10 protein-coding genes are annotated in these 15,652 nt (G+C 36.7%); 2 read left to right on the top strand and 8 right to left on the bottom strand.

Annotated elements, in window-relative coordinates; all coding sequences use genetic code 11:
• Window positions 1-11: 11 nt before the first annotated feature.
• The 8 genes from DRF59_RS16775 to DRF59_RS16740 all read right to left on the bottom strand — a co-directional run bounded on the left by DRF59_RS16775 (window position 12) and on the right by DRF59_RS16740 (window position 12,883).
• Entirely contained in the window at window positions 12-2,774 is a 2,763-nt protein-coding gene (locus tag DRF59_RS16775) for a multicopper oxidase domain-containing protein (RefSeq protein WP_115962975.1), read from the bottom strand.
• A 103-nt stretch (window positions 2,775-2,877) separates the two neighbouring features.
• Window positions 2,878-3,351 (bottom strand): DUF3347 domain-containing protein, encoded by a 474-nt coding sequence (locus tag DRF59_RS16770; protein WP_115962843.1) that lies wholly within the window; start codon window positions 3,349-3,351, stop codon window positions 2,878-2,880.
• Between the two features lie 117 nt (window positions 3,352-3,468).
• Window positions 3,469-3,849, bottom strand: a complete 381-nt coding sequence (locus DRF59_RS16765; RefSeq protein ID WP_241505614.1) for an HYC_CC_PP family protein — start codon at window positions 3,847-3,849, stop codon at window positions 3,469-3,471.
• 155 nt (window positions 3,850-4,004) lie between these two features.
• On the bottom strand, window positions 4,005-6,212 hold the full coding sequence (locus tag DRF59_RS16760) for a TonB-dependent receptor plug domain-containing protein (protein WP_115962840.1): 2,208 nt from the start codon (window positions 6,210-6,212) through the stop codon (window positions 4,005-4,007).
• Window positions 6,213-6,256: 44 nt separating this feature from the next.
• Window positions 6,257-7,066, bottom strand: a complete 810-nt coding sequence (kdsA, locus tag DRF59_RS16755) for a 3-deoxy-8-phosphooctulonate synthase (RefSeq protein WP_115962837.1) — start codon at window positions 7,064-7,066, stop codon at window positions 6,257-6,259.
• Window positions 7,067-7,248: 182 nt separating this feature from the next.
• Window positions 7,249-7,776, bottom strand: coding sequence for a DUF1697 domain-containing protein (locus DRF59_RS16750; protein WP_115962969.1), 528 nt, complete (start codon window positions 7,774-7,776; stop codon window positions 7,249-7,251).
• Between the two features lie 44 nt (window positions 7,777-7,820).
• Window positions 7,821-9,308, bottom strand: a complete 1,488-nt coding sequence (locus DRF59_RS16745; protein WP_115962834.1) for a hypothetical protein — start codon at window positions 9,306-9,308, stop codon at window positions 7,821-7,823.
• A gap of 89 nt (window positions 9,309-9,397) precedes the next feature.
• Window positions 9,398-12,883, bottom strand: coding sequence for a glycosyltransferase family 117 protein (locus DRF59_RS16740; protein WP_115962831.1), 3,486 nt, complete (start codon window positions 12,881-12,883; stop codon window positions 9,398-9,400).
• Between the two features lie 222 nt (window positions 12,884-13,105).
• Between DRF59_RS16740 and DRF59_RS16735 the strand changes: the two genes are divergently transcribed.
• Together DRF59_RS16735 and DRF59_RS16730 are read left to right on the top strand one after the other, a co-directional pair.
• Entirely contained in the window at window positions 13,106-14,143 is a 1,038-nt protein-coding gene (locus DRF59_RS16735) for a PLP-dependent cysteine synthase family protein (protein WP_115962828.1), read from the top strand.
• Window positions 14,144-14,225: 82 nt separating this feature from the next.
• Window positions 14,226-15,497, top strand: a complete 1,272-nt coding sequence (locus tag DRF59_RS16730) for an aminotransferase class I/II-fold pyridoxal phosphate-dependent enzyme (protein ID WP_185144931.1) — start codon at window positions 14,226-14,228, stop codon at window positions 15,495-15,497.
• Window positions 15,498-15,652: the final 155 nt, after the last annotated feature.

Below are 15,652 nucleotides of genomic sequence, written 5' to 3'. Positions count from 1 at the left end.
GTTCCTTTGTATTAATATATTAAAGTAATTCCGGCACCCCAGCCCATTTCATTATCATAATTTCCGGATAGTGATAACCATTTCTGCAGGATATACCTTATTCCTGTGGAAAATTCTCCGTCAGAATTGACACTGAAATTCCCTCTCAGCCTCCTCGAAAGCGGGATATCTTCCCTGCTCAGCTCCAGTAAAACCTTTCCGTTCTGATCAATACTTGCATCCGCTGTGATCAGCATTGGTAAAACATACTGCATACCAATGATGAAAGCATATCTGTTTTTTGCTGCCTTTTGCTGGCCAAACCAGGTCTTTTTACCGTGAAAGTCCATTCCCATATCTTCAGCCATCTGCCTTTCCATGATTTCATGATTTTTCTGAAACCTGAATCCGGCATATGGAAGTGCCCATTGGAACTTGCCTAAAAAACGGCCTACTTTCACATTTCCTTCAAAGTGATTGAAATCCCAGTTGGAGTGAAACTCATTAAGGTTAGCCCATCTCGGCCCGAACATGGTCATCGTTTCGGCATGCATCTTATTGCTTGCTACATCCAGCATGGCCATTGAACTGATCATTCTATTATCTTTCAGGAAGTTTTTCCAGGCAAGCTTCCGGTTTGGAAGTTGTGGATTTGGTTTTGAATTTTCATAACTGAAGATCCTTCCCATTCCGGCCATCATGTGATAAAGAATATGACAATGGAAAAACCAGTCACCATCCTGATTGGCTGCAAATTCGATAGTTGTTGTCTCCATTGGCATAATATCAACCACATTTTTCAATGGTGAATATTCTCCTTTAGAGTTAATCAGTCTGAAATCATGACCGTGAAGGTGCATTGGGTGACGCATCATAGAATTATTATACAGCTTAATCCTAAGAACTTCTCCCTTCTTTACCAGAATCTTATCGGTCTCTGTTACGGTTTTATTATCCAGCGTCCACAAATAATGATTCATATTCCCTTCCAGCGTAAACTTCATTTCACGAATACTGTCTGCAGGCAGAATTGTTTTCTCAGGAGACTTTAAAATATTATAAGACAACCTCTTGATTGTTTTCTCCTCTTTCATATCCATTCCTGCATGCCGGGAATGATCTTCCTGCTTGTCTTTTTCTTTTGTTTTTATCCCCATCATCTCATTCATATGCTTCATTGTCATTTTCCGTTGACTTTCTGATATTTCCGGATACATTACTTCATTCATATCCATCATCTGATTTCCCATCGTCATATTCATCGGCTTCATGTTTCCACTCATCTCCATCATACCGTTCATCATCTTCATTCCTTCAAAAAGCATCAGCCTTGGTAAGTTAGGAGCTTCTACCTTTTCACCGGATCCCAGCCAAAGTGAAGCATGTCCTATCCTGTCTTCTGAAGTAGCCCGGAATTCAAAGCTTTTGCTTTCCGGAACGGTTACCTCGATATCATAGGTTTCAGAAACCCCGACAATCAGACGATCCACTTCTACCGGAACCACATCATTTCCATCATTCCCAACTACTTTTATTTTTCCTCCTCCATAATTCAGCCAGAAATAAGTAGATGAACCTCCGTTTGCAACTCTCAACCTGACTTTATCACCGGCTTTAAGATTTGAATAATCTGAACTGGGAACTCCATTGATCAGAAATTTATCATAATACACATCACTGACATCCATCGCCTCCATCCTTTTCCATTCATTCAGTGCTTTCGTCCCAAAATTTCCGGATTTAATAGCCTCCCAGTAACTTTGAACTGCATTTTTCTTTATGGCATACCAATCCGTATTTGCCATATGAAGCCTTCTTGCAATCTGCATCGGATCTTCATCACTCCAATCTCCTAATAATACAGGAATCTCGGCATTGTATTCGGTTTTAGGCTCTCCTTCCCTTTTTTTAAATACAAGAATACCGTTCATTCCGATCTGCTCCTGAAGTGCTTCATGAGAATGATACCAATAGGTACCATTCTGAGATACTCTAAACTTATACAAATGGGTTTCTCCAGGGTGTACGGGTTTTGTAGTAAGGTATGGAACTCCATCATGTTCATTGGGAAGGATCACCCCATGCCAGTGAAGTCCTGTATTTTCCTTAAGCATATTATGCAGGTAAATTTCTGCAGTATCTCCTTCCGTAAAATATAAGGTTGGAGCCTGAAGCTTTCCATTAATAGCTATTGCACGACGGTTTTTTCCCGTAAAATTGACAATCGTATCTTTTACATACAGGTCATAACGAACGGTTTTTCCTCCAAAAGTTACTTTTCCATTTTCAGAATTCCTTTTTAATACAGTTCTTTGGCCTGGCTGATTTTCAACAGCGGTATGTTTATGGTCTTCTTTTTCAACCAATTCCATTCCGCATTTAGGACACTTCCCAGGTTTATCAGAAACCACTTCCGGGTGCATCGGGCAAGTGTAGAGTTTTTGAGCCTGTGATTTGGGCTGGGCCTGAAATATCCGCTTGCTTTCAGAATCAGACTTTACAGCTTTTACTTTCTCAGTCTTCTTTACCTTTTTAGCTTCAGTTTTTTTTTCTGGTTTAATTTTATTTATTCTGATTTCTGCCGGTTTGGCCGGTTTAGGTTTTGTTTCTGCTCTTAATACAGGCTTTGCCGCCACTTTAGGCTGTATGACAGCCGTCTTTTTAACCAAAGTCATTTTACATTTTGGGCAGTCTCCCGGTTTTGAAGATACTACCTCAGGGTGCATCGGACAGGTATAATACGTCTTTGTTGTTTGTGCAAAAGTGAAAACAGAAAACAAAAGTAACAGAAACATGATTAGTCTTTTCATAATATTCCGAACTTTTACCAACTGCACAACTTAAAGTTAATTAGAATTTAAGCTATGCAGTTGATTGTTTTAAAGGTTAATACAATATTTATTTAATTTCAGACTTTACGCTTCCACATGAAAGCATAGCCTTCCCATAATAAGGATTAACGATCTGTTTTTCGTCACTTAACCAGCTTCCGTCAGCCATTGGGCAATATTGTACATATACGGGTTTTTCAGAAAGCTTAAACTCTTTTGTAAGAGCAATCATATTATCTGAAAGGTTATAAAAAGTTTCTCTCTGTGCAGCCACAGTTCTGGCCTCAGAAATAGCAGAAGCATCTTTTCTCAGAATATTGAGATTCCCTTCAGAAATCAATTTGTAATCAACCGTTGAAGCGGTTTTGATAAATTCTGTTGCAGCTTTTGAGGTTTTATCTGCATCATCCGAAGCCAATGCTGTTTTGATAGCAAGATAATTTTGGTACAGCTTTGAAACCTGCGCGTCTTTTTTGGATTGTGCTGAAAGTGAGATAATTGATAATAGCGTTAAAGCTGCTGTAATGATATACTTTTTCATTGTTTTAAATTTTAGAAATTAATTTTAATAAAGAATAATAAGTAACACATCGTTAAAATGTGTCAGGACATGTCGCTATAACCGATATTGAAAATAATCGAAAACGACTGACGGATTCTAAATTCTAAAATTACAATGATGAATATAAATAGGTACCGGACTTCGTTCCGGTGGTGCATTAATCTGAATCTGAGTAAATTTTGAAGCAGAGAAAGATTTATCTGCAAAGAAGAACTGATGTTTCGCCGGTAATTCGGAAAACAGGCTTAAAAAATTAATTTTCAGCAGATCTGATGTTTGAGCGTCATCAACTTTAACAACTTTGATCTCCGTTTTGCAACATCCTTTTTTCTCTTTAACTCCGCATTTTCCACAGATATCATCTGTTTTCTGACTTACGGAAACAAATTCCTGCATACAATAATGAACGCTAAATGCTGCTCCGGAAGAAAATCCGAAATAGAATATAGAGAATAATATGGCAAGAATCTTTTTCATTGATACCGCAAAGTTAAAAATATCCTGAAAACCTTTGTTATAAAATTCTGTATTGTTGTTATAAAATTCCGGAAAATAAAAAAAGCTTCTGAATATTTGTCAAAAGCTTTTTTATTCCTATATAGAAATGGCTTACACCAATCCATAAAAATATTTTATAACTTGAATTCCAGTTTTACATTAAAGAAACGCCCTGTAAGACGTACAGGTACCGGATACATATAATTTGTATTATAATCTGTAATCCACTGGTTAGCCACCGTATTATTAATATTAAAGGCATTAAACACCTGAACTCCTAAAGTCAGTTCCTGAAAGTTACCCCAGAACCCATATCTTTTCTTTTTATCTTTTGGATCAATAAATACTTTTGAAAGTCCTATATCTACCCTCTTGTAAGCCGGCAATGTAGTCTGGTACTGGTACGGATCTGTAAAAACAGGTGCTCCGTTCGGAAGTCCCATTGCATAGATCAGGGTAAGATTTACACGCATTGACGGGAAACTCGGCATATAATCCTGATAGAACATTGCAAATCTGAAACGCTGATCTGTAGGTCTCGGAATATTGCCTCTTCCATCTATATTTTCGTAAACCCTGGCGTAACTTGCGGATAGCCAGGAATCCACTCCCGGAACAAATTCTCCGAAAAGCCTGGTATCAATACCATATGCATATCCTGTAGCATTGTTTTGACCTGAATATCTGATTCTAACATTGTCCATATAATATGGGATCAGGTTGTCCATTTTTTTGTAATACAACTCTGTAGTTAATTTAAACGGCCTGTCATACATATGGAATTCATAATCATTGGCGAGGATCAGTTGTATAGAACGCTGAGATTTTATATTGGAATTAAAGTTACCTTCAAGATCTTTGATCTCTTTATAGAATGGAGCCTGATAATAGATTCCCCCGGAAAGTTTAAACAACATATCTGTTTCCCAGTCAGGCTTTATAGCGAACTGAACCCTTGGTGAGAAAATAGTTTCTTTATTGAAGCTCCAGTTTGCCACTCTGGCTCCTGCATTAACAAATACCTTACTGGCTCCCCAATAGAATTTTTGTGAATATTGTGCATACGCAGACAATCTGGTAGGTTCAATATTATTGGCCCCGGCAATGTAATACGCCAGCTTAAGATCTCCTGTTCCCCCTGTTCTAGGATCTACAATCGGTCTTGGAAGACTGTATCCTGTTGAATCTACAAGTTTCCATTCGTTGGTAAGATCTTTAAGGTTTTCTTTTTCAAATTTAAATCCTACTTCAATATCAGTATTTACATTCGGAGAAAAACGGGCTCTGAACTGTGTTCCATAAGTTTTCACAAAAAGATCATTTCTGGCGTGGTCTATTTGTCCCCCTACATCAAAACTGGTTACCGGATCACCGGTTATTGCATCAAATGTCTGTAACTTATAATTGGAATGGATGGTATAATATTCCTTTTCCCTGTTCTGATATGCAAAACTGTCTAATGTCAGTCTCCATTTATCGGATGGTTTATAATTCATGGAAAATGTTCCCATCATATTCTTATACTGGTCATTTTCCTTACCCAGGTACCCTATGAAAACATTAATAGGCTGCTGAAGTGTACCAAAAGTTACATCTTTTTGCTTAGGAAACATTTCATAGTCATTCTTTGAGTAATATCCGATGAAGGACATGGAAAATTTATCACTGATATGATAATTCAGGTAAGACTGAAAATCCCAGTATGTCGGATTAAAGTCTGTATCTTCATTCAAGGTATTTAAAACAAGATTGGTATTTCTGTATCTTCCTGAAAATAAAGCTGTAAATTTTTTATTTTTTGAAGCGAGCCCTGTTGTAAGCCTCCCGCCAATTAAGCTTGCTTCACCTGAAACCTCAAATTTTTCCGGCTCACGGTAATAAATATTCAATGCAGAAGACATTTTATCACCATATTTGGCTTCAAATCCTCCTGCTGAAAAGTTGACTGCAGAAACCATATCCGGATTAATGATACTCATCCCTTCCTGCTGGGAATTTCTGATCAGAAAAGGCCTGTAAATCTCAATATCATTAATATAAATAAGGTTTTCATCATAGTTTCCACCACGTACCATATATTGGGAAGACAGTTCCGTATTGGAGTTTACAGAAGGAAGCGTTTTAATCAGACCTTCAATTCCTCCACTTATGGAAGCTACAGCTTTAGCCTCTTTTGCTGAAATCTTAACATTCGTAACATCATTTGTTCTTCCTGTTGCTTTTTTCTGGAATACAACTTCCTCAATATCGGTTACTTTAGTTGTTGCCGTATCCTTTTTTCTGGATTGGGAAAAAAACAATACGGGAACCATAAGGCTTAGCGGTAAAACTAGTTTTTTCAAAAGAAATGTTTTAAGAATTTCTAAAATTAATGTTTTTTTAACAATTACAAAATTGATTCTCTGATTCTTGTTAATTTTTGTAATAAATCTTCTAATAAATCCAGTCTTAGCATATTCGCACCATCAGATAACGCTGTTTCCGGAGTAGGATGTGTTTCGATAAAAATACCATCTGCACCTACGGCAATTCCAGCCTTAGCAATCGTTTCAATAAGATCCGGTCTGCCTCCCGTTACACCAGAACTCTGGTTAGGCTGCTGTAATGAATGGGTAACATCTAAAATTACCGGAGCATATTCTCTCATGGTAGGAATTCCTCTGTAATCTACAATCAGATCTGTATACCCGAAAGAGTTCCCTCTTTCAATGATAGCCACTTTCTGATTTTCCGAATCCGTAATTTTCTGAACTGCAAATTTCATAGCTTCCGGAGAAAGGAACTGGCCTTTTTTCAGAGTAACACATTTACCGGTTTTTGCAGCGGCTACGAGCAGATCTGTCTGACGTACCAAAAATGCTGGAATCTGCAAAACATCTACATATTGAGCTGCTAAAGCGGCATGCTCATTCTCGTGAATATCTGTTGTTGTAGGAATATTAAAGGTTTCCCCGACTTTTTTAAGGATCTCAAGAGATTTTTCTTCTCCAATTGTTGTGAAAGAATCTACACGGCTTCTGTTTGCCTTTTTAAAACTTCCTTTGAAAATGTATGGAATATTGTATTTATCTGTAATGTTAATTACTTTTTCCGCAATTCTAAGAGCCATATCTTCCCCCTCAATAATACAAGGTCCGGCGATAAGGAAAAAGTTTTTTGAATCTTTGTGATGAATATTATCTAAATACTGAATCATTTTATTATAATTAAAAAGTTCAGTAAAAATACTTATAAAGTTTCAGACTTGGAAATTATTTTCCATTGTCATTAGAGAGAAGGCCGGGATGATTATTATAAAAAACAATTTCCTGCAATTAAGTTCTTTGGTAAAAGGTTTCATATTGTCTGTATTAATATAGATAAACCCTTTTATTTTTTTTAATTCATCTTTTTTAGCACTTTCTCAAAAGTATTGATATTGCGGCTGGTAAATTGATCCTTAAGACTTTTTTTACCCAGAACCTTTCCAAAAGTGGAATCCAATGTATTGCCTTTCGGAACCTGCCAGTAAAACAGTCCATTTACAATTTCTGCTTTTTCATTTTCAACCTGAGATGCTTTCCCAAATTCTTCCATCAATATGGTTTCTACTCCGGGACCCCCTACAAAAGCATAAATATGGAAATCATCACTTTTTTCAAAAGGAACGTTATTCCAGAATGATGCGGTTTCTTCCCGGGACTTTACAAATAAAAATGCTTCGTACGAAAAGTGTTCTGACATTGCTTTTTCAAGTATCATTTTTAATTCTTCAGCTTTTTTATCAGATGAAAAAACAATATTTCCAGAAGCCAGAACAGAACTCACCTCCTCCATTCCCGCATTTTTAAATACCTGGCACACTTCTGCCATTTTCATATTGGTTCCTTTGACATTTACGCCGCGTAGAAAAGCACAGTATTTCATTTTAAGATATTGGTTTATAAATAACAGAGTATTCTCACACTTCATTAATCCAGTCTGATATACAAATTATAATCTGTTCCTGACGGTTTAAGTTTATAGATCTTCTCCAGAATTTTATAATCACTTTTCAGGTGGTCTTTTACTCTGAATTCTTTCAGGAGTTTATAATGTGTTTGATAGTATTCTGAATTATTCCCATCATATAGGTTTTTATAAGAAAGCAGGTATTTGGGTTTCCTTGTCTTTACAGTATTGATCCAGTAGTTGGTTTTATCTTTTTTGATTTCTTCCTGAATCTGTTTATCTACCAATCCAACTTCATCAATTGTTTTTAAACCTGAAAAGTAAGGGACATAACCCGCCGGTTCCAATAAGATCCATTGATTTTTATCCTTCTCATATTGATTCAGGAATATACCAATGGTTCTCCGGTAATTCCATTCTCCGTTTCCGGTGGCTATAGAATGAACCGTTTGAAATGCCAGCATCGGAAGAATATAAAATATGATCAACAGTGAAAGCCATACATTTCGCTTCTCTTTCTGTTCCAGTATAAATATAAGCACAGGTACAAAAAGCAACAGCTGCGGAACCCAGTAATACCAATCAAACAAACTTTTCTGGGAAATAAAAATGATCTGTTTTACCCATCCGAAAATAAAGATCATCCACAGGAAATAATTTCTGTTTTGTTTCTGTCTGATCAGATAAACGAAACAAACCAATTCAAAAAGCAATACAATAATGGTTATCGGATTAAAATTACCCGGAACTTTCAGCATTCCCCAGAAATTACCAAAACTGGCAAAGAAATAACTGAGATGCTGACTGAATGTAAAATCCTGTTCGTAAAGTAGTTTTTTTGCTGTAATTGTATTATTGACAAGCTCTCCGAAATAGAACCAGTTAAAAGAAAGCGTAAATAAGACGCCCAATATTCCCCCGAAAATATAGTTCCATCTTATTTTTCTGTTCCAGAATAGGTCAACCAGGAATACAATACCCAGAAATATAACCGTATCAATCCTGGTAAACATGATCAGAACCGGAAGTAAAACAAGGACCGTTTTTTTGCCTTTGTAGAACCCATAATATAATAATACCATCTCCAGGAAAAATAAAATCCCGTACTCCATTCCAAGAATTGAAATCTTAATAGCCGGAGGCAAAATACCTATTAAAAATATAAAAATAGCTTTATGCCATGGGTTTTTAAGGAGTAAATGGGAAAGCAATAACGTTCCTGTAGTAAATAATATGGAATTAAAGATCAGCAGAGGTTCAATAAAATACTCTTTTCCAAAAACCAAGTTGAAAATATAGGACACAAAAACATACAGGTGTGTAGTTGACGCTGAAATCTTTGTATCTCCGTTAAATCCGATTACTCCGTAATCCAGTAAATTCTGAGCTACCCGCCAGGTGATAAAAGCATCCTCCTGGATATAATGGGTTAATAAAAAAAGAAGTTTAAAAACTACTGTAAAAATTGCAGCGTAAATCGGGAATCTGCTATTCTTTGTTTCAGACATTATGTATTTTTAGTTTCACAAATATAATCTTAATATTCAGGATTCCCAATAATAAAAAAACGGAACCGAAGTTCCGTTTTAAAAGTATTTTATTGTGTTACCTTAATTATGGCTGTAGTAATCTGATCTTCTTTCTCTTTTGAATACGTGGAATCAAAAGGTTCCATCACATCAAAAAGATACTGATAGAATGGAGTGATCTGTTGTACATTCTCAGATTCTTTCATTGCTTTCTCTTTACCCATCTGTTGAAGCTCTTTAATAAAAACATTGAACTTTTTATCAATAGGCTCAATGGATTGTACCAGATAAGCATATGCCTTTTCTTTCTGCCCGATTCTTGTATAGGCATCAGTAACTGCAGAAACGACAAGGGAATATTCCATCGGTTTTGTTCTCATTTGTCTTCTCAGATAACTCTGATCTGCTTTTGACAGGCTCAGGTAGTAATCATACTCTTCAAAAATTCCTTTCTTAAGTACTTCTGCCAGCTGAAGCCCTTTCTGTTCCTGGCCGGCAATAATATATCCGGAAACAATTGAACTCAATGAACGCGGATCATTGTATTTTTCAGCGGGAATTTCTTTGGCCGCAAGATCAAGGATTTCCAGAGCTTTCGCTTTCTGCCCACTTAATGCAAGGGCAGCTGCGGCTCTGCTTGCTGACATTCTATAACTGATAATGTTGGAAGTTGCCGTCTCATCAAAGTGAACATTTAAGTCCTTAAAGTTCCCCCATCTGAAGTTCTTTACCACATTATACAATGAATTGGCGTCTACTCTTCCCATATCACCGTCAGGAGTCTGTGGAGTGTGGATCGGGATCAGCCTGTAGCTGAAACCATCAAACTGCAGATACTCATTCAGGTAGAAAATGTTTTCACTGTCATAAATACCTCCTGAAGAAAAATTAATCGGACGTTTCCAGTCAAAGTTTGCCAACAGATCCAATAAGATCAGGTTGTTTTTATAAAGCGTATTCCCTTTATAAGTAATCATAATCTGGTTCACTACATTCGGAAGATCAGACGGGTTGATAATTCCTGCTTTTAATGCATTTTCTTTATTAACCGGAAGAATAAATTTGTTCACCGGAAGAATGTTGTATTTTTCATATTTCTCTTCTCCGAAATACATTTTCAGTAATTCATCTTTTTCAGGTGACTTGAATTTAATGAAATCAATAGCTTCTTTCAATGTTAAAGAATCCTGGGTAAGATATTTTCTGAATGACTGGAATTCTGTTTCCGGTGCTCCCTGTTCTTTCAACATAGAAAATACACCCTCCCAGTCTTCTTTTTTCATCATATAAATCTGATCGTTTACCCCGTCTCTGTAATCTTCATGAGTCAGCTGGCTTGGAATTCCCATTGCATTGTAGGTCCTTCTTTTAATCTGGTCCAGGTTCCATGGTGTAGAAGCAAGAGTAAAGTTCACCACTTTTACATCATCTCTGAATCTTTCTGTCTCCTGAATTGCCCAAACCGGATAGGTATCATTATCTCCATACACAAATAATATATCATTTTTGGGCAGTGATTTTAATACAGAATATGCATAATCATAGGCTGTATACCGGTTACTTCTGTCATGTACATTATAATTCTGGAATCCCATCATAAAAGGAATGCCCAGCAAAACTACTCCTAAAGCAATATTTGCACCATTGGATTTAATTTTGGATTGTAAGAACCATAAAATAGCACCGGCTCCCAGTCCGATCCAGATGGCAAAAGCATAGAATGAGCCTACCATGGCATAATCTCTTTCTCTCGGCTCAAAAGGTTTTACCCCTGTATAGAAGATAATCCCTACGCTGGTTAAAATAAATAAAGAAAGTAATGCATAGAATCTTCCGAAATCCCTGTTCAGCTGGAAAAAGAATCCGATCAATCCTAAAATTAAAGGAAGGAAGAAAAATGTTACCGTACTTTCATTTTTGAACTTGGCAGGCATTTTATCCTGATTGCCTACCAATGCATTATCAATAAAAGAAATACCTGATATCCAGTTTCCTTTGGTACTTTCCATATTCCCTTCCAGGTCATTCTGTCTTCCTACAAAATTCCACATCAGATATCTTACAAAATAATATCCGTTCTGGAAAGAGATGAAATAATCCATATTCTGAAGGAACGAAGGTTTTTGAACATTGATCAGATTATATGGTTTTACTTTCAGATAATCTGAAGCGGTAATTGATTTATCTTCGTATTTGGTTCTGAGTTCATCAAAGATCTGCTTAGCCTGCGGGTTATCTGCCACGTCTTCATTAGCATAGTTAAATGTAAAATCCGGAGCGCCATACATAGAAATATAGTTGGACATTACATCTTTATCTTCATTAAACATTCTTGGCATTAAGCTCACCTGAGACTTATTGAATACATAATTAAAACGGTCTCCGGTTTTCCTGTACGTTCCGGTCTTTTCATCTTTCTCATAGATTTCACCGGTTTTTTGTGTTTTAAAACTTCCATCCTCGTTTTTTTCAATTCCGTTTGCATCAAGGAAAGCAGTATAATTTTGTCCGTAGATCGTAGGCCAGTCTCCATATTGTTCCCTGTTATAATAATCCAGCATTCCGATTGCCGTATCAGGATCATTAAGGTTCATAGGAGGATTGGCATTTGCCCTGATCGGGATTACCATCCAGCAGGAAAATCCAATCATCATGAATACAACAGATAACGCAATAGTCTGATATACATTTCTTTTTGCTTTTCTGGCATATTTAATGATAAAATAACAGATCGCTACCATTAAAATAAATGCAGCAATTGTTCCTGAATGGAAAGGAAGCCCAAGTCCGTTTACAAAGAATATTTCCAGTCTTCCGAATAGGGTCATAATCAGAGGGAAAATAATTTTGAAAACAATAATCAGAATTCCCAGTGTGATAAGGTTGGCCCAGATAAAGTTTTTCCAGGTAAACGTATAATTTCTTGCATAATACACAAGGCATACAGCAGGAATAGCCAGCATACACATCATATGTACTCCTACGGAAAGGCCAAGTATAAAGAAAATCAGAATAATCCATCTTTCACTGTCTGCAGCTTTATATTCATTTTCCCATTTAGTGATCAACCAGACCAACAGCGCGATAAACATGGAAGCCATGGAATACACTTCCCCTTCTACTGCAGAAAACCAGAAAGTATCTGAGAAGGTAAAGCAAAGTGCTCCTATAGCTCCTGCAAATAAAACAGAGATTTCCTGATGTCTGGTAATCTCTTCAAAATCTTTGTTCAGGAGCCTTCTTACAAAATGTGTAATTGTCCAGAACAAAAATAAAATAGTCAGCGCACTGAACAATGCAGACATCGCATTAATTACAATGGAGTAATTTTCGCCTTTCCCTAATGCAAAAATGGCTGCCACGGCACCCACTATCTGGAATAAAGCAGCTCCCGGAGCGTGCGTTACTTCAAGTTTTACTGCAGAAGAAATGTACTCACCACAATCCCAGAAACTGAAATTGGGTTCTATTGTGGACAAGTACGTAAAAAATGTAATGACGAAAATCACCCATCCTAAAACGGTGTTCCATTGCCTAAAAGTCCAATTTTTCATAGTATTAAATCAATTATGCGAAAATAAGGCTTTATATAGAATTTTATATTGTTTTTAACAAAATTTAAAAATTTGGCGTGGATTTTGCGATTATTGTCGTGTCAAAACTGTAAACAGGAAAATAAGTTTTACAAATTGGACTTCTAGAATTCAAACAAAAGTTTAGTAATTATTTATTTTTTTGTATTTTTGCAGTCAGATTTTTATTGAAAATAACAAGTAATGAGTAATGTTTACGATAATATCCTTGGCCTGATAGGAAATACTCCTATGGTGAAGCTAAATACTGTCACAAAAGATATTCCAGCAACCGTTTATGCCAAGTTAGAGTCATATAATCCTGGACATTCCACCAAAGATAGAATTGCTCTTCATATTATAGAAAACGCAGAAAAAAAAGGTTTATTAAAGGAAGATTCTGTAGTTGTAGAGACTACTTCCGGAAATACCGGATTCTCTATTGCAATGGTATGTATCATTAAAGGATATAAATGTATTCTCGCAGTAAGCGATAAAACCAAACCTGAAAAAATAGCTTACCTGAAAGCTTTGGGTGCTACGGTGTACATTTGTCCGGCTAACGTACCGGCAGATGATCCGAGGTCCTATTATGAGGTAGCTAAAAGAATTGCTTCGGAGACTCCTAATTCCATTTACATCAATCAGTATTTTAATGAGCTGAATATTGATGCACATTATCAGACGACCGGTCCCGAGATCTGGGAACAGACCAATGGTAAGATCACCCATCTTTTTGCCTGCACAGGAACAGGAGGAACTTTATCAGGTTCTGCCAAATTTTTGAAAGAGAAGAACCCTGATATCAAAATCATTGGAGTGGACGCAGATGGTTCTATATTGAAAAGCTATCATGAAACAGGGGAAATTCATAAGGAAGATGTTCACCCTTACCAGATTGAAGGAATGGGAAAAAATTTGATTCCTTCTGCCCTTCTTTTTGATAAAGTGGATGAATTTGTACGGGTTAATGATGAAATGTCCGCTTACAGAACCCGTGAAATTGCCTTGAAAGAAGCTATCATGGGAGGCTATACTACCGGCGCAGTAACCCAGGGATTAATTCAGTATGCACAATCTCATGAATTCACTAAAGATGATCTTGTTGTTTTAATTTATCCTGATCATGGTTCAAGGTACATCACTAAAGTATACAGTGATAAATGGATGGCTGAACAGGGATTTGTTAATAATTGTGTTCACAATTATGATGAAGTTTTCAAGACAGAATTTATCAAATAAAAATATATAAATCACAATACAAGTCAAGCCTTTTGTGTGTACTACAAAAAAGGCTTTTTTACTTAAAAATCACGATACAATGTTGGATATTTTTGAAAGAATAAAAGAAAATCCAGGACCTCTTGGACAATTTGCAGATTATGGAGAAGGATATTTTATTTTCCCAAGGTTAGAAGGCCCTATCGGTCCCAGAATGCAATTTCAAGGTAGAGAAGTAATTTTCTGGAGTGCCAATGATTATTTAGGATTATGTAACCATCCTGAAGTAAAAGAAGCGGATGCCAAAGCGGCTGCAGAATTTGGAATGTTCTACCCAATGGGAGCAAGAGCCATGTCTGGTGAAACAGATCAGCATCTTCAGCTGGAAAGGGAATTGGCAGATTTCGTACAAAAAGAGTCAGCATATTTATTAAACTTCGGTTATCAGGGAATGGTGTCTACCATTGATGCCCTGGTAAACAGAAATGATGTGATTGTTTATGATGTGGATTCTCATGCCTGCATCGTGGATGGAGTAAGACTTCATTCCGGTAAGAGATTTACCTACAGACACAACGATATGGCAAGCCTTGAAAAAAATCTTCAGAGAGCAACTAAAGTTGCTGAGGAAACCGGAGGTGGTATCCTGGTAATTACTGAAGGAGTTTTCGGAATGAGAGGACAGCAGGGAAAACTTAAAGAGATCTGCGAGCTTAAATCAAAATTCAAATTCAGACTTTTAGTAGATGATGCCCATGGATTCGGAACACTTGGAAAAACAGGTGCCGGAGCCGGAGAAGAACAGGGATGCCAGGATCAGATCGATGTATATTTCTCTACTTTTGCAAAATCCATGGCCGGTTTCGGTGCATTCCTTGCAGGAGATAAAGAAATTATCAGATACCTGAAATTCAACCTCAGATCACAAATCTTCGCAAAGTCTCTTACAATGCCAATGGTAATCGGAGGTTTAAAAAGACTGGAATTATTAAGAACAAGACCTGAAATCAAAGCAAAGCTTTGGGAAAATACCAATAAATTACAGAACGGATTGAGAGAGAGAGGGTTTAATATCGGTGACACCAATACTTGTGTAACTCCGGTAATGATGCAGGGAACTCCTGTAGAGGCTACTCTTCTGGTAAAAGACCTGAGAGAAAATTATGGTATTTTTACGTCAGTCGTCGTATATCCTGTAATTCCAAAAGGAATGATTCTTCTGAGACTGATTCCTACCGCTTCACATACAGATGCGGAAATTAATGAAACACTGGCTGCGTTTGAAGCCATTCACGACAAATTAGTAGGTGGTTACTATAAAGAGCAGGAACAATTATTACTGCAGGAACAAGGATTAAGTTTTAAACCGATTTAATTCATACCAAGATAAAAAAACCACTGACTCATCAGTGGTTTTTTATTTTTATAATGTGTCTCGTCCTGAAATAGCGATACACAAAAAAGAATCGTTATGGCAGAAACATTAACATCCACGTACATTAAACGTACCCAGAAGGATTACAGTTTAAG

The organism is Chryseobacterium flavum (assembly GCF_003385595.1).
Taxonomy (GTDB): Bacteria; Bacteroidota; Bacteroidia; order Flavobacteriales; family Weeksellaceae; genus Chryseobacterium; species Chryseobacterium flavum.
Note: the sequence above shows the minus strand (reverse complement) of the source record. Positions and strands in the feature narration are given on the sequence as shown.